Origin of the sequence: Grylomicrobium aquisgranense (assembly GCF_033971865.1) — a bacterium.
Taxonomy (GTDB): domain Bacteria; phylum Bacillota_I; class Bacilli_A; order Erysipelotrichales; family Erysipelotrichaceae; genus Bulleidia; species Bulleidia massiliensis.
The window spans coordinates 1-15,878 of the sequence record NZ_JALBUR010000037.1; the positions used below are offsets into that span (position 1 = coordinate 1).

At 41.3% G+C, this 15,878-nt stretch carries 16 protein-coding genes; 13 read left to right on the forward strand and 3 right to left on the reverse strand.

From position 1 onward, the window contains the following. Positions 1–137 precede the first annotated feature (137 nt). From MOZ60_RS10025 to MOZ60_RS11590, 6 genes are all read left to right on the forward strand, one after another. Complete coding sequence (locus tag MOZ60_RS10025; protein ID WP_370596557.1) at positions 138–590, forward strand: hypothetical protein; 453 nt, start codon at positions 138–140, stop codon at positions 588–590. Positions 591–592: 2 nt separating this feature from the next. Beyond that, positions 593–901 carry a hypothetical protein gene (locus tag MOZ60_RS10030; RefSeq protein ID WP_370596558.1) on the forward strand — a complete coding sequence of 103 codons (309 nt, stop codon included), beginning with the start codon at positions 593–595 and terminating at the stop codon, positions 899–901. Continuing rightward, positions 888–2,528 carry a relaxase MobL gene (gene mobL, locus MOZ60_RS10035; protein WP_370596559.1) on the forward strand — a complete coding sequence of 547 codons (1,641 nt, stop codon included), beginning with the start codon at positions 888–890 and terminating at the stop codon, positions 2,526–2,528. Before MOZ60_RS10030 ends, mobL begins: the two co-directional genes overlap by 14 nt. 35 nt (positions 2,529–2,563) lie before the next feature. Continuing rightward, a complete protein-coding gene (locus MOZ60_RS10040) occupies positions 2,564–5,281 on the forward strand; it encodes a type IV secretory system conjugative DNA transfer family protein (RefSeq protein ID WP_370596560.1) in 2,718 nt (905 codons plus the stop codon). A gap of 177 nt (positions 5,282–5,458) precedes the next feature. Continuing rightward, a complete protein-coding gene (locus MOZ60_RS10045) occupies positions 5,459–5,635 on the forward strand; it encodes a hypothetical protein (RefSeq protein ID WP_277655521.1) in 177 nt (58 codons plus the stop codon). Between the two features lie 283 nt (positions 5,636–5,918). Continuing rightward, the gene (locus MOZ60_RS11590) at positions 5,919–6,107 is read left to right on the forward strand and encodes a DUF6431 domain-containing protein (RefSeq protein ID WP_371832658.1); all 189 of its coding nucleotides are present in this window, start codon (positions 5,919–5,921) and stop codon (positions 6,105–6,107) included. Between the two features lie 516 nt (positions 6,108–6,623). Here MOZ60_RS11590 and MOZ60_RS10050 read toward each other — a convergent pair. Then, positions 6,624–8,489, reverse strand: coding sequence for an IS1634 family transposase (locus tag MOZ60_RS10050; protein WP_370596561.1), 1,866 nt, complete (start codon positions 8,487–8,489; stop codon positions 6,624–6,626). A gap of 149 nt (positions 8,490–8,638) precedes the next feature. On the opposite strand from MOZ60_RS10050, the gene MOZ60_RS10055 reads away from it, so the two are divergent. Continuing rightward, entirely contained in the window at positions 8,639–9,214 is a 576-nt protein-coding gene (locus MOZ60_RS10055) for a histidine phosphatase family protein (RefSeq protein WP_370596562.1), read from the forward strand. Positions 9,215–9,319: 105 nt separating this feature from the next. Here the strand turns inward: MOZ60_RS10055 and MOZ60_RS10060 are convergent, their stop codons facing one another. Then, entirely contained in the window at positions 9,320–9,586 is a 267-nt protein-coding gene (locus MOZ60_RS10060) for a hypothetical protein (protein WP_370596563.1), read from the reverse strand. A 6-nt stretch (positions 9,587–9,592) separates the two neighbouring features. Then, positions 9,593–10,438 (reverse strand): hypothetical protein, encoded by an 846-nt coding sequence (locus tag MOZ60_RS10065; RefSeq protein WP_370596564.1) that lies wholly within the window; start codon positions 10,436–10,438, stop codon positions 9,593–9,595. Between the two features lie 893 nt (positions 10,439–11,331). Here MOZ60_RS10065 and MOZ60_RS10070 point away from each other — a divergent pair. The 6 genes from MOZ60_RS10070 (at position 11,332) to MOZ60_RS10095 (ending at position 15,353) form a co-directional block, all read left to right on the forward strand. Next, entirely contained in the window at positions 11,332–11,745 is a 414-nt protein-coding gene (locus MOZ60_RS10070) for a hypothetical protein (RefSeq protein ID WP_370596565.1), read from the forward strand. A gap of 121 nt (positions 11,746–11,866) precedes the next feature. Next, complete coding sequence (locus tag MOZ60_RS10075) at positions 11,867–12,673, forward strand: hypothetical protein (RefSeq protein WP_370596566.1); 807 nt, start codon at positions 11,867–11,869, stop codon at positions 12,671–12,673. Between the two features lie 251 nt (positions 12,674–12,924). Continuing rightward, positions 12,925–13,359 (forward strand): hypothetical protein, encoded by a 435-nt coding sequence (locus tag MOZ60_RS10080; protein ID WP_370596567.1) that lies wholly within the window; start codon positions 12,925–12,927, stop codon positions 13,357–13,359. Beyond that, a complete protein-coding gene (locus MOZ60_RS10085) occupies positions 13,322–13,999 on the forward strand; it encodes a hypothetical protein (RefSeq protein ID WP_370596568.1) in 678 nt (225 codons plus the stop codon). Before MOZ60_RS10080 ends, MOZ60_RS10085 begins: the two co-directional genes overlap by 38 nt. After that, positions 13,996–14,637, forward strand: coding sequence for an ABC transporter ATP-binding protein (locus MOZ60_RS10090; RefSeq protein ID WP_370596569.1), 642 nt, complete (start codon positions 13,996–13,998; stop codon positions 14,635–14,637). Before MOZ60_RS10085 ends, MOZ60_RS10090 begins: the two co-directional genes overlap by 4 nt. Next, complete coding sequence (locus tag MOZ60_RS10095; RefSeq protein WP_370596570.1) at positions 14,634–15,353, forward strand: hypothetical protein; 720 nt, start codon at positions 14,634–14,636, stop codon at positions 15,351–15,353. The genes MOZ60_RS10090 and MOZ60_RS10095 overlap by 4 nt, the downstream gene beginning before the upstream one ends. The last annotated feature ends 525 nt before the right edge of the window (positions 15,354–15,878 follow it).

The window sequence follows — 15,878 nt, forward strand, 5'->3', positions numbered from 1 at the left end:
TAACTTTAATTGTCTTTTTACCATCTTACTGTAACAATGAAACCGGAAAGGAAAGCCGTATGCGTTAGAAGCGCACGTACGGTTTGATGAGGGGCGGCAGAAGTTAACTCTGTCGCCTACTCTTTTATGGAGAACGCATGAAGAAGATAAGTTTAAGAATTGATGACAATATAGATGAAATGCTGAGTGATCTGGAGAGGGAAGATGCATTGTCTTCTGCATCAGAAAACAGAGAACCAATGAACAGAACACAGATCATTCGTCAGGCCATCCGGCAGTACTATGCTGCTCATTCCAATGGAAAAGCACAGAATGCATTTCTGGATATGATGCGCATAGAGATGGAGACATTGCTGGATGATTATTTCAAGAAACAGTATGCAGTGATTGCCGGCAGAACGAGTGAAATTGATGAGCATTTGCAGAGATACGCAGTGAAAAATCTGCTGCTTTGGAAAATGTTTTTGGTCGATAACGATTGGAACACAGTGACAGATCCGGAAAGGATCAGACGATATTTGGATGAAGAAACTGTGTTTGAAAAGATTGTGGATGAGAGAGTTCAAGATGAAATGAAAGGAAACAAATAATCATGTATATCAAAAAGATTGATACTAGAATTGCACAGCTTGAAAGAAAGCTGAATGAGAATCAGAAGAAGCTTGATACACTGCAGGAAAGAAAGATCGCTCTTACAAATCAGATTTCTGACATGAAGAAGCTTAGAAAACGTGAGGAAGAAGTAGAACGAATCTGGGGTGATCTTACCAGTTCAGAAAGGAGTGATGATGAAGAAAAGTGCACAATAGATAACTCCCTGCAACAGTCGGATTCCATCGTGCTGGCAGAAATTCCCAGAATTGCAGTAAAGGATGATCAGCAAGCGCATGGCACATGCTGAGATAATTGTGGACGTTGCATTTCTCCAGTATGGCCAGCATGCGCCATCCAATTCTGGTTTTAAGGGTATTGTAACTACATCATCGTTGTTTGGAGGTTTTGTTAAATATACCGGACGTAAGAATGCAACTAAGGATTCCGTGAATTTTGACGAAAGTATTCCGGGTCAGGAACAGAAGGATCAGAAAAATAATGAGAATAATGGCTCCTTTGTCGGCTACACATCCCGTGGCCATGCAACAGAACACTCGTCTAATCAGGGCAAGTATTTCACGATGACCAATGATGGCAAAATCTATACAGAGGAAGAAAGAAAAGCATGGATTGAACGGTCCATGGCATCATTTTCCAAGCCTGGCGATCTTGCCTGGACAGTTGTAGTTTCATTGGATAACTATGATCTGCTGAAGGACTATGGCCTGAATGATCAGAATGATTTTGCCCGCCTGACGCAGCAGTGCCTGTATAAATCATTCAAAGAGATGCATTTGGATCCGTCCAATATGATTTGGTGGGAAGACTACCATACCAACACAAAACATCCCCACATGCATATTACGTTTCTGGAAAAAGAACATCGGCGTGACAGAGGAAAGTTTACCGGCAAAGAAATTGGTGCACTGAAGCGAGTCTTCATTTCTCAGATATCCGCCAGAAAGAAATACATGGAAATGTATGGAAGAAATGCAGATGATGATCTGCAAAGAATTACACCGCTGAGGCAAGGTGTTGTAAAGAGAGCCGAAACGCTGGATTACAAAACCATTGAAAGTATTGCGAGCCTGTATACGCAGCTACCTGAAAAAGGCCGACTGCAGTACAACTCATCCATGATGATCCCATTTCGAAAGCAACTGGCCAGTATTGTCGATGAGATTCTGAATACAGAGTCTGTCCGTGCTGACTATGAAGAATTTGTATCTAATCTGCAGCGGCTTGATCAAGTGTTGAATGATGCCGGCAATGAAAAGATCTCCCATATGTTTGACGCGGAAGATCATAAGCTTAGAGTGCAGATTGCAAATGATGTACTGCAGGAATATAAAAACTCCAAGGAGATTTTCCAGACTCTGAAGGCTAAGCAAGACGCATGGAAGACAAGCCATGGATCAGATATTGCAGATGTGGTATTGAAAGAAACAGATGAATCTGTATTAACAGCACCACAGAAGGCAGTTGTAGAAGCACTGCAGCATAGTGAGCTGAATCATGCTGAAAAGCTGTCTGATCAGCTTGGAAATACTGGCTTTGATGAATTTCTGAAAGGTGTCTGCTGCTTGATGAGTGAGGACGATTCCATTAGAAATAACGGAGTGCATCATCTTCACAATGCAGAGAAAAAGGGTGTTAAACAGGCAAGGCACATCCGCAATTATCAGCGGATGTCTTTTGGTATTCCAAAGCGTATGTACCATACAATGCAGGTGCGGATCAGTCCCAGTCTGCTTCATAGTGCCCACAGAAGTATTAATGCAGAAACCAGAGATGTCCATGACCAGTTGTCTGCATTTGCACATAATCAAACACGGATTGTCTATTCTGAGCGAAAAGAACAGGGTGCTGAAGAAATAGCTGAGCAGACGGAAAATGTGATTAAAAGAGAAAATGGAAATGGGACTCAGGTATGAGGCCTTAGTAGATGAAAAGAAGGATGGTTGATTGAATGAAGAAGTTTCTGCTGCTGATCGGCAGCATTTTTTATATTGTGATCTGTTATTTCCTGGCAATGCAGTTGGCATACTACTTGTCGTTTAACAAAGATCTGTCAGCAATGCAGGCTGCTAATCGGATCTGCTTTGACTATCGGATCATGTGGTGGCAGGGCAATAATAACTACTTTAAGCTGGCTACAATCGTTATCTTTACCAGCTACATCGTGATGGTGCTGTCTCTTCTGATGCCTTCCAGCAGCAGGAAAAACAGAGCTGCAAAGCGTGCGCTGACAAAAGATGAGAAAGCCCAATACAGCCACCTTGCATCGCACCATGAAGCAAAGAAAGGTCTGCAGCGCTTCCAGTTCAATGCGCATGCAGAAAACGATGATCTGTATAAGTCATACAGCTATCCAATGCATCATATGGAATTCATCATTGGTAATATCCTGGTTATTGTGCAGCTAATGGCTGCTGCTTTGTTGATATTGGATCTGATTGAGCTGCTGATAAGGCTTGCCAAGCCAGAATTTCATATGGCAGTCAATACGATACCGTGGTTTGTTTATGGTGGAATCATTGGCGGCTGTGCAGGAGCATTTGCTCTGTTCTGCAGGTTTCATATCCGAGACTACTGTGACCTTGTTTTTAACCCGTTTAAACATAAGTGGAATCAATGGATCATGATTACCAAGCAGCCTGACAGCAGAAAGTTCAATGAGCTGCATTATCAGAAAATCAATGGTGTTCCAGACTGCAGAAGAGCAGGTCTGCCTATCATCACAAGCAGCAGAAAGATCTGGGTGGAACCAGGAGATAATCATTCTCTGATTGTAGGTACCACAAACTCTGGAAAGACATTCAGTACAATCATGATCTTCATCATGACAGTGCTCATGGCTAATACCTCTGCCTTTATCAATGATATCAAAGGCGAGTTGACTCCTATGTTTGCGCCGATGTTTAAGAAAAAGGGGTACAACGTTATCGTTCTGAACTTTGTTGACTCCAATAAATCAGAATGCTGGAATCCCTTTGGGACAGTGTATCAGGAATACCGGAGGGAACAGGCCAGAACAATTGATAATCCTGATGCTTGGAAAGATAAAGCTCTGATGAAATCATATATCGATGCAAAAAAGGATATGCTGCATCAGCTTGCCAAAACAATTTCAGCATTTGAAGTGATCAAGCAGATGAATCCCAGAGATCCAAGCCGTGCCTTATCTATGGATGAAGCAACAGAAGCGATGAAAAAGAAGATGCAGGTTATCTGGAATATTGAGGACAGAGAAGATTTCCCGCGGCCTGATTTTTCAGATGCACATATCAAGCTTGAAGATATCTGTCGGATGTTATGTGAGGATAAGAATGCCAAAGATGAGCACTGGTGGAAACAGGCACAGTATCTGATGGACGGTCTGATTTCATTTCTGCTTGAATATGAATATCTTGATGAGAAGGACAATCTTTGCCGACTGCCGGAAGATGTCATTTCTTTTCCTAATATCCAGGCACTACGGACAGACGGATTTACACCTGTTGATATCGATGGAACAAACCGCATTTTCCTGATTCAGTGGTGGATCGGCATGACAAAGCGATCAGTTGATCGTTCCGCAGAGAAACTGAATCCAATCTGCTATATGGGAGCAGAGGAACGTGGATCTGTTATGTCAACGTTCGCAGATAAAATGCAGATCGGGATGATCAGCGAACGGGTAAAGCAGATGACTTCCAGAACCACCTTTTCCTTCCATGGTATCTTTGCCAGGAAGACTGCAGTTTTCATGATTGTAAACGACGAGAAGAAGCTGTTCCATCCATTTGTTTCGATCTTTGTCTCTCAGCTCTATCAGGAAATGGTGGATTTTTCCAGAAACTATCCGAAGCAGCGGTTGCCAATCCCTTTTGATATTATCTGGGACGAGTTTGGCATTTCTCCGGCGGTAGGTGATATCAATTCAAAGCTTGCAGCATCAAGATATCGCGGTGTGCGCTGGCACTTTGTTATACAGGAATATTCGCAGTTAGATCAGACGTATGGAAAAGAGGAGTCCAGAACAATCAAAGGCAATATCATGAATACTGTTTATCTGCTTGCGGAGACACCTTCTACACTGAAAGAAATATCTGAAAGAGCAGGGCAGCAGAAGGTATGGAACAAAGAGAAGCAGTGTTTTGATACTATCCCGGTCATTACTCCAGACCGGCTTCAGCATTTATCCATGTCTGAGGCATTGGTGCTGCGTCAGAGAAAGATGCCATATCTGACGAGGTATCTTGCATTTGACAGATATGTCTTTGCAAAAGCATTAAAGAAATCGAATGATTATCCATATTATCAGGCAGACAGACACGGTAGACCAATCTCAAAGTTGCAGAGATATACAGAATTCAGTTTGATGGCTGATTATGAAAGAATGAAGAATCCTCAGCATAGTAGTGAACGGAATTGCGAGGTTGAAATGCACCAATTTGAAGATAGTTCATTGACAGAGAATGCTCCGAAACGTAAGAATGATCAGCAGACAGAATATGATTCTGAAACTGGTGAAGTAATCGAAAACGCAAGCTGTGAGAAAGAAAATGAAATTACTTCTAGAGCAGGTGCTGGTAAGGTTGGTCAAAAGAAATCAAAGAGAAGTTTTAAGGCGAAAGGATCTGAAAGGCATTTACATTCAGGGGATCTTCAAAACGATGAGATTGATATTGATGAAGATATTTGAATTGAGGTGATAAGGAAACGACTGCATGGGAATAGCAGTTTTGACTAGGATGATTAAGCATGTTGATGAATTGGGGATAAATACGTTTTTTCCACAATTAATTGGAACAAACTAGCGACAAACTGGAGACCATTCTCATTTTTTGGCATGATATCCTGATCTCAGGAGGATAATGATATGAAAAATCATATTACTATTGGAGACGCGATCATTGAATCTGTACATATTGCAAAGAAAGGCGCACCGATTATCGAGTCATTTAGAGAGGCTTTTCGAATTCGCAAGCTGGTGAATATGTGGTTTGCTCATGAGATTCCGATTGATAGATTATTGGATATTGTCGACGGTATTTAGACTTTGATATTTAAGCATCCGTTATAGCAGAATATCTTTTAACTCAAATTGTTACGCCTCTCATGAAATGACCATCCGCAGATCAGATTGATTGTCACTGATCTGCTTTTTATAATGTCACCAGTTAGAAAGGAAAAAACCTCAGAGTCTTTTGTTATCTTGCGGATAATACTCTCTGAGGCTGATCACCAAACCGTGATTCGTATAACAGATTACGAGCTTGTTGAAATAAAGAAAATAGTCAAAAAAGATAAGGACGGCAACGAAAAGTCAGAAACTCTTTTTGGTCGAGAGTAATGAAACTGTTCCTTGCCCTGTATTCAGCCATGAACTGGTCTATCTAGATTCAGTAAAGCGTTATGGACGCTATTACACCGATAAAAGAAGCGCCTATCTCATGCGGCGGCTGAAGTGCACAAATCCTTGCTGCCACAGGCTTCACAGAGAGCTGCCAGACTTTCTGGATCCTTAAACGGAGTTATAGCATTTTGCCAAAAAGCCTTTATTTAAACCGTTTTCGGACATTCTGCAAAGCAATCCGCGCAAAGTTACGGAAAAGAGCTGTTTTTTCCTGACACTGTCTCCAGCTTTGTTACTGGCTGATATACATTAAACTTAGGAGAATGAAGAGAATAATTGATGAAAAAGATGAATAAGATGCTATATTAATTGGAGAGATAGCTGAAGTAGAAAAAACCGTCTCGTCTACCACCTGAAAAGGCAGTATGTGGGATGGCCATGCTTAGACATGGATGACGGCCCCACCAGCTATCTTTATTTTGAACAGAATTGTAATGAGGCGTCCAGAGATGGGCGCTTTTCTATTGGTTAGGTGATAGAACGTTCTTAATTATTTGAATCGTAGTGAAAAATTGATATATTAATAACCCAACTTTGACAGTTTGAAGTAATGAAAGTGCTAGAAATTCCGATGAATATTGGATTTTCCAGCACTTTTTGCGTTTTGATTTTTGTAGTATGTAGGGGCCTATCCGGACGTCTTTTTGAATTTTTTTCTGAGGAAACCGGCCTTGTATCTCTTCTTGTCTAATCCTGCATTTGTATAGTTCTCGAGGGCATCCAGTGTTTTACTTCCTTTGTAGGTTGAAAGATAGTACATTCCATCATCTGCGACATTCATATTCTTCAGTGTGGTAATCAGATTTCTGGCCGTGATGTGTGTGCCTCTGTCATCCAGGCTGCAGCTCAGCAGACGATAGACAAGCAGAGCTGTGTAGCACACCAGGAAATGTGCTTTGATTCTTCTCTGTGCACTGTGGTACACAGGCCTTGATCCAAAGTTTGTCTTCATCACTCTGAAACAGTCTTCAATCATGTAGCGCTTGTGCATAATGTTCAGTACATCTTTCACATTGGCATCTGTCAGATTCGCCGCAACGGCATAGTAGCCATCGTACTTCTCTTCTTCATCGATTCTTGCCTGATCCAGATCATAGCTTACTTCTGCTTCCTTTCCGTCCTTGTCCCTGGCGATACGCTTCAGGAAACGCCGGACGTCATTCGGACCTTTCTTGATTTCTTCCGGATCCTTCATCTTGATCATTTGCTTTGCACGCTCAATCTGTCTGTTTCGTACGGTCCGCTGGTACTCCATCATTTTCCTGGAGAAGGTGATGATTACAAACTGCTCCAGAGTTCCCTTGGCTTTGACTTTGCGGGAACTTCCGTTCTGTAACTTCTTGTATTCAAACAGTCCAAGATCAATTGCTTTGTTTGCTGGAATAACTTTGTATGCAGTGTCATTGTACAGAGCCAGATTCTCAGGATTGCGGTGGTTAAACTTTTTCATGAAGCTGATCGTTACAGGTTTGTCATTTGACAGGAGCCTGTAGTTTTTATCGTTGAAGACAACAGCCTTCACTTCTTCAGAAAGCTTCTTTACTGACTGCGTTACAATGAAGGATCTGCCGCCCATCGCATTGAACTGACGGATATTGTAGGAGCCAAGTCCGGCATCTGCACAGTAGATGATGCTGGATTTCTCAAGAGCCGGCAGGATCTTCTTCTCCAATGGTACTGCAGTAACCTGCTCACTGGTGTTGCCGGAATGCAGGCACATCGTGATCGGAATACCGCGCTTGTCCATGAGCAGTCCCATTTCCACAATCGGATTGGGACGGTGCTCTTTACTGACACCATATTTTCGAAGCCCGTAGGACAGCAATTCTCCTGTCACTTCATCGAAGATGTCTTCATCATCCTGCTCGGTCTCACAGTAGAAATTGGTGCAGTCATAGTAGACCACAGAAGAATCACGGGGAATGACCTGGCTGCTGTTATGATACAGCCATTCAAGATAAGCGTCGGTATTGTTCTCCAGAATATCAAGAAAGCGCAGGATCTGATGATACTGGATGTCAGGCTGCTCAAAGAAGGAATCCAGATGATCACACGTGCCATACTTGGAGCAGGGATCCAGAATTCTGCTGTATGTAAGGAACTTATTGATCTGGTTATAGTCGAACGTATCACGCCGATCTGCTGTATGAATGTTGAAAAACTCATTCAGGCGCAGCTGATTGTAAATGTACTGAAGATAAAAGTAGCCAATGTTCTTCAGAGAAGAGCGGGAGGCGTCATCGGAAGTCTGGTCAACTTTTTCGTTGAGATCAACAGAGATCTGAACAGACTCTTTTCCCTGCCTGGAATCTTCATTCATCCTGGCGATCAGCTGCTTGCAGTAAGCAACGGGATCATCAGTAATCTTGAGAAGCTCAGAATGCTTGCCCAGCTTTTTCACATTCTTGGTAGTTGATTTGCCGTCTGTGGTACGGAAACCCATCTGATCATAGTAGGTTGGATCTTTCAAACGCTTATCATAGTAAAGTTTCATGCCTGCATACCTTCTACAGGATATTGCACCATAAAACACATAACATATACAACATAAATACAACATAAAAGCTTCGAGAAATTCTATTCAAAGCAAACTGTCAAAGTCCCAAGCTGTAGTATCATGAAATAGACGCAGGAGAAGGAGATATGAAGATCTGGATTACACGACATGGTCAGACAGACTTTAATAAAAAACATCTGATGCAGGGCAGAACGGATGCGCCGCTGAATGAAAGAGGCATCCAGCAGGCAGAAGAGGCCAGGGCAAAGATTGGCGATATGCATTTTGATGCCGTTTATGCCAGTCCTTTGCAGAGAGCGAAAAAGACGGCCAGTATTATTGGCAATGTCCCGGAGGATGAAATCATTGTGGATGACCGCCTGATTGAGGTGGATTTTGGCAGATATGAACTGCACCGGTATGAGCTGCTTGGGCCAAAGATGACATTCTACTGGCTTCTGCCGGAATTTCTGCCGTCGCCTGCAACCGTAGAGCCGCTTTCCTCTATGATTGCCCGCAGTTCCTCCTTCCTGCAGGATCTTGAACAGAAAGACTATGACAATGTGCTGGTTGTCTGCCATGGCGGCATTATGCGTACATTATGCGGCTATCTCAGGCACAGCCCCAAAGGCATCATGTGGCGGCCTAAACCGCATAATTGCGAAATCCGTGTGTTTGACACCAGGAACAATGATCATCCGATGATCAGGGATATCCGCTGAACCCGATTGTGATGATGGATTTTATGCTGAGGACATGAAAAAGCAGATCAGACAATCTGCCTGATCTGCGGATCGCATGCCTTTACAGATATGGAAGTCGGAAAGTTAAGAATAATAAGACGCAGCCAGCAGGATCAAAAGGATCATACTGCAGGAATATGCAATCTGTATGATGCGCTGTGCCTTCTTCTCGTCCAGCGTGCTTTCTTTGTCAATGCGTACATACCACAGCATGAGAATGATGGAAGCCGGGCCAAGCGTATAGACCAGAATATCCCTGAATGTCTCATTGACGGCATGCATATTGATGGTCAGAGCCAGTGTAAACAAGATGATCAGAATGATTACCCAGAACAGCTTCTTCTTTTTCATAAGGTTTTAAGCATAAGCCATGCAGTTTTGACCGGCATAATCAGGCCTGACAGAATGGAAGTAACTGTTTCCTGCTCCGACGTATCCGGTGTAGTTATTATATTGGTAGAAACGCACATAATCTTTGAAATACGTTGTGCAATCTGACTTATAATACCGGTCATAATCAGTATACAGTGTTACTGTCATCTTTTGACCAACATAAGAGAATACTCCTAAAATATTGAATATTGCTCCAAATAAACTATTACTGCATAACCAGGATATAGTTCCTCCAATAGTTGCGATTTCCGATATTGCTTGCAAGAGTAATGTATTTGTTCCCTTAATATGTTGTGCCATTAAAATCCACGATCCGGATGAAGCTACAATTGCTTCTGATTTATTAAGGCTTTCTGTTGAAGGAATATCAGGCGTATATTCCATAACCTTTAGCGATTCGCCATATTGAGAGATACAATATATATCATTTTCATCCGCAATAATTGTATATTTATTTCCTTCAACGATCATTGTCATTTGAGAATCATCTATGATATCTGCATAAATCAGTAAATCATTATTGGTATCATGGATGATTGCCTCCCCAGTATTACGATTTTCTGCAATTAGTTCAGCAGAAGGTTTTGTAACTATGGAATTAAATACAGAAAAATCGGAACTATACAGTTTACTTTCCCCAATATTATTGGAAAAGAGTGGTGCTTTTGCAAACCGACTTGCGAGAATTTGATAGTATTTATCTTCTAAGGAAAGATCGCCTGACTCAGAAGATGCATTAACAGAGACTGGTTTCATAACCATGGTTAAGCCAATAATAGTTGCCAGAATGATATTCGCAATTTTTTTCATGTCATTCTCCTTTCATAGCATGGTAAAAAAATCATCGCGTTTTAGAAAAGCTAACTTTATGAAATTCTTAGTCTCCATTTTTGTACCTGGCAGGATAATACTGAAGCATATTGGATCCTCCTTTTGATATTATGTCTATTAACAATATAGCGTGAATTCTATCAAAAAAAAGCATATTAATAAATTTGCGCACATAGTATAATTAATAATACGCCTCTTGCACCAATGTCAGTAAGCTAACGGATAACGTTGGCTTTTGGTCTAAAAACACTCGTTTTAAAATATGGTGAGCTTTTTTGCTTTGCAATAGCTTAATTTACCCAAAATGAGTGTCTGTACAAGACCATGTACACTCACTCCAGTCGTGCTGACTGTCATTCTTTGTGTAAAAGGATGGTAATTAAGATGAGACAGAGTGAAGTATTAAAAGAATTTCGCGGTTTTAAAGAAAAGTAGCAGAAGGCAAACTGTCAAAGTCCTGAGCCCATGAAATAGGGTTGAATGAATGATTTGACTAATAAGGACTCCTAAAGATTCATGGTGCTATGCTCTAAAGACGGGTTTCGCCCGCAATGCCATCAGACGAGCCATTTCAGTATGCTTGCAGACAGACCTCCACTTACCTGCTGCCAGAAAAGAGTCAGCTGTATCCGGCTATGTTCCTTCAAGCCTGCAGCTTTGGCTGTGGGTAGTTGGCATAGTTGCAATCACTTAATATATATGATATTTTATTAATGAAGAAACAGAGATCAATGAAATAATTTACTGGGGGACTGGTCGCATGGGGAATTACGGTAGGTATAAAAACGGTGATAATAAATAATTCCTTTGGGATAATTTTCTGTATTCACTCTGCAACGATTTTCATTATGGAAGAATAGAAAAGAGGAAATATGAAGAATATTAACAAAAAAATATTTGTTGTCGCAGTCGCATTGTTTGCGTGCTTTTCATTGTATTTAACTCCTATATTTTCCAGCTCTGTTACAATCAATCAAACTGTTCCTACGGCAAAAGGATGGCAGGATATAAGCGCTGGAAGCATCACAGGTAATTCTGCTGGATATGGCTCAGTAAAACTGACATTAAAAACGCCTGAAGCGGTTGTGTTCGAAGTAAAAGCCAAAAAAGCTGATGGAAGCTGGGGACCTTATACAGGCTCTAAAGTCGTATGGAATGTTAATCAGTGGTATAGCAACAGCTACGAATATAACCTTGGCAAAGGTACCTCTGTTCAGGCAAGATATCAGAATTTTAACTGGAGTTTAAATTCAAATCAAATCGAGGGCACCTATAATTATCACTGATAATTAGTAAGTAATAATGCCGCCTTTATTCATAATGAAGGCAGCATTTTTGAAAGGATAAGGTGTATTTTTGGCTGGGACTATATACTTCAGCCTTTATACATAAAAAACGAAAGAGAATATGAGAGAATTCAGGTTCTGCATAAAGTATATTTTTAATCGTTATGAATTTTATGTAGCTTTATTTGTATCTCTTTTTATTGGCGGCTTTCATGCGGTATATACTGTTCAGGCAAACCAGGTTCTGCCTGACGCTGGCTTCAGTGGCGATTATCTGTTTATTTTGTTTAATATTTTTCAGAATGTTTATAGTTTTCTGATTCTGATTCTACCCATCGCTCTGGGCTTAATTCTTTCAGACAGTAACTGGCAGGAAAAATACAGAGGCACGGAAACGATGCTGGCGGTGCGGCTGAATCGCAAAAAACTTATCATAAGCAGATTTATTATGTCTATTATAATGTCGTTTGTAGTTGCCATATCTGGTCTTTTGCTTAACTATCTGATTCTCAGAGGTTGTTATGGTGGTGGGTATCGTATGACCTATAATCAGGAAATGCCATTTGCCATAAGGGGAGTAAGCAGATTATATTTGAATAAGTTGATGATAACGGAACCGGCAAAGGCTGTACTGTCTGCTTCCCTGATGTTCAGTCTGGAGATGGGTATGCTTAGCGGTTTTTCCTATGCGGCTTCTTTCTATATTTCCAGACGGTTTCGGCTTGCAATTTATCTGATGCCGCTGATTTTGCTGATTTTTTCAGAATTGCTGGCTAACCTGTTTCATGCACAGAGCTGGTCACTGATTCAGCTTTTGCAGGTGTTCAGTGTGTATTTTCGCCCTGACAGTTATACGGTGCTGATGCTTTTCCTGTTTTGTTTGAGTGTTCTGTTACTTGTGCGGCCATTACAGAAAAGAGACATATGATCAGATATCGCCTTCGGCAGGAATATATATGGATTTTCTGCATATGCTGTTTGTTTATGGGATGGCTGATTGGACGGGATATTGGCAGTTCATTTTATAATGAATACCTTGGAAAGCTGTGTGTTCCAACGGTCCGATATTTGCTGTTGGTTCTCTTTATGATCGCTGATTATCAGTTCAGTCTCAGAGCATATTCCTATGGTTATATTTTGCGGATGAGAAATATTTATTTGTGTGAAAAGCACATTTTTATGCGTGAGCTGCTGTTGATGCTGGCACTGGCGGTATGTCTGCATATTCCTGTTGTACTTCTGCATTTTCCACAAGATGGGAGTACATGGGTATTAATGATCGAAATCATTGTTAACATGGTTGTCCTGATGATGTTATTTAATGGCGTGAGCAGACTTGCCGAAGCATATTTTCATCAAAGACTTGCGTCTCGTGTTGGTGTGCTGCTGGGCTATGTCGGGCTCAGTGTATGCACAGATCTTGCTTTGAATAGTTCTGGCAGGACAGAAGCACTGTTTGATATGCATTCATTGTTTATTCTTCCGGCTTTGGTTCCTATGTATGCATGTGTGGCTGTCATTATGCTGCTCGCAGTTGTGCTGCTGTATTTATGGGCATTGAAAGTAAAGGCTGCTTATGGTTATTGCATGGAAAACACAGATTCGAAGGATTAATGCTTTGACATTGATCCGTCTGATATCAGAAGTGATTGCTGTTTGTTTATTAAAAAGTGTATATGTTCCGTCTCTGGCACAGACAGATGGAGAAAAATATATGCACGACATATTGGCGGCGGATGGGCTGCGGCCTGCTGCTTTGATTATCTGGGCATTGCCATTTGTTATCAGTGCGGCGGAATTTGGAAATCTTTTGTTTCACAGGTTAACGAATTTTGATATGCGCTACGGCAACCGTCGTGTATATCTGCGACAAGTAATGTACAGATGGCTGATGTCCGTGATAATCTACCATTTGCTTACAGGATGGGTACAGATACAATTGCTGTATCGTGGGGGATTAGTTCCGGTTGCGGGGAAAATGGTTATCCTGGCTGGATATGCTGTAGAATTATCACTTTTTGATCTGGCAACGGTTGGAGCAGCCATATATGCCGGGAAATACATTTATGCTTTAATGTTTTGGATTGCTATTTTAATGCTCTTAAATTTTATCCCTCATTTTGCCTGGATGCCTTTTATCGGTTATTTTGAAAGCATTACAGTAAATCTGTTTTCTGTTTTTCTGTCCATTCTTCTTATATGCTGGATCTGCATGCTGTATCTTCGTTTTGATTTAATAGGAGAGAATAAATGAAACTGGATGTCCGGAATTATACAAAAGTATTAAATGGTAGAAATGTACTGAACCATATCAATCTCTCACTGGAAAGTGGAAAAGTATATGGTTTGTATGGAAGAAATGGGTCTGGAAAGACAATGCTGTTTCGTGCTATGACGACATTGATTTTTCCTACGGAAGGCGATGTGCTGATTGACTCTGTTTCCATATTGAAGGAAAACTATGACCTCCGTCAGATTGGCCTGCTGCTGGAAGAACCCGGTTTCTATCCGAATCTGTCTGGGCTTGAAAATCTTTCTATGCTGTATGAGATCAATCATCCGAAAGATCGTGCTCATATGGAAGATGTGATGAAAGAAATGGGACTGACAGACGTAATGAACAGAAAGTACAGAGAGTATTCTCTGGGAATGAAGCAGCGGCTGCGCATTGCTCAGGCATATATGGAAGATCAGAAGCTGATTCTTCTGGATGAACCTACAAATGGGTTAGATGAAGATGGTGTTGTTATCTTCAGGAATCTGATCAGACGGTTGAAGAAGCAAGGAAAACTGATTTTGCTTGCATCCCACAGTAAAGAGGATCTTGGTCTGCTTTGCGATGTTGTGTATCACATTGAGGCAGGTGCAATTACGGGAGAAATATCACTATGAAAGAGTCGGAATACAAGCGTTCTTTCCCGATAAAAGAAATATTGATTATCGCTGATTGTGCTGTAGTTCTATTGAGTATGTGCGGTGCTGCAGTACTACGCCATTCTGCAGTGATTAATACTGAGAGCTGGTTCAATAAGCGTCAGTATGCGTTTGGATTACTTCCGATGCGTGAGATGCTGTCTTCTTATGAAGCAGAAGATATCCTTACGTCAGATGTAAATGAAAGCATATCTGACCTGGAAGCTGAGAGTGACTATATCGCCATGGTAATGGCAGACGGTGATTTTTATGTTTATGGTCAGGGGGTAGTGAATAGCTGTACCATACAAAAAGTGTTCAAGGGAGCTGATCTGAGCGATGATGACAGGATTGAGGTATATAATCTGGCGCTATGGCAGAATGGATATGTGAGCCTGCTGGATGGACAGACTGTCATGGAAAAGGGTGAAGAATATCTATTATTTCTGAATAAAGCACCGTTTACTGAGATTGATCATGCGTATTATCCTGTCAGTACATATTTTGGAAAATATCATCTGCCTGGGAATACGTTTACGCCGTCTTATTTGCAGATGGATGAGAATAATGCTCCTCCTATGCTAGATGAAGCTGACCGGTATGATCATATCTTTGACTATGATGATACTCCAGAAATGGTGGATACATACCGTAAGACATCTGAATTGATTCTGCAGAAGTATCATGCATCCTGATGCAGGCCTTGCCCAGGATCTTGCAAGTAATATAACGATATCATGACAGGATATGAATATTTGATGACAGGTGTCAGCAAGGCTGAAATAAGACTGCGTGTGCCGGCAACCTGCATGTAACTGGACGCTTTCTGAAAGATGAACTGTTGTTTAACGGTGAGGTTTAATTAGTAACAACTGAAATTTATTCAATCTTATGTTTCTCCTAAACAGTTAATAAACTGGCAGGCAATATCAATAACCTGCAATATATGCAGATACCTGACTTTAGAAGTTAACGTTAAAAAATGGTGCTAAACCTCCGATATCAGAATCGGAAGTTCAACACTTTTTCTATTTTTCTGGAGTTCAATATATAGGTAAGCGCTCGATAATCCGTACCTGTTAAAAAGAGAGATACTCTGGCAAGATGAGTCCGTAAAGTCCAGGGATTTTCGGGACTTGACAAAGGAGAGTGATGTCTTTATGGAGCGGGTTACCCATGCTATGCGGGCACAGTATTGGGCTGGCGTTATCAAGGAATGC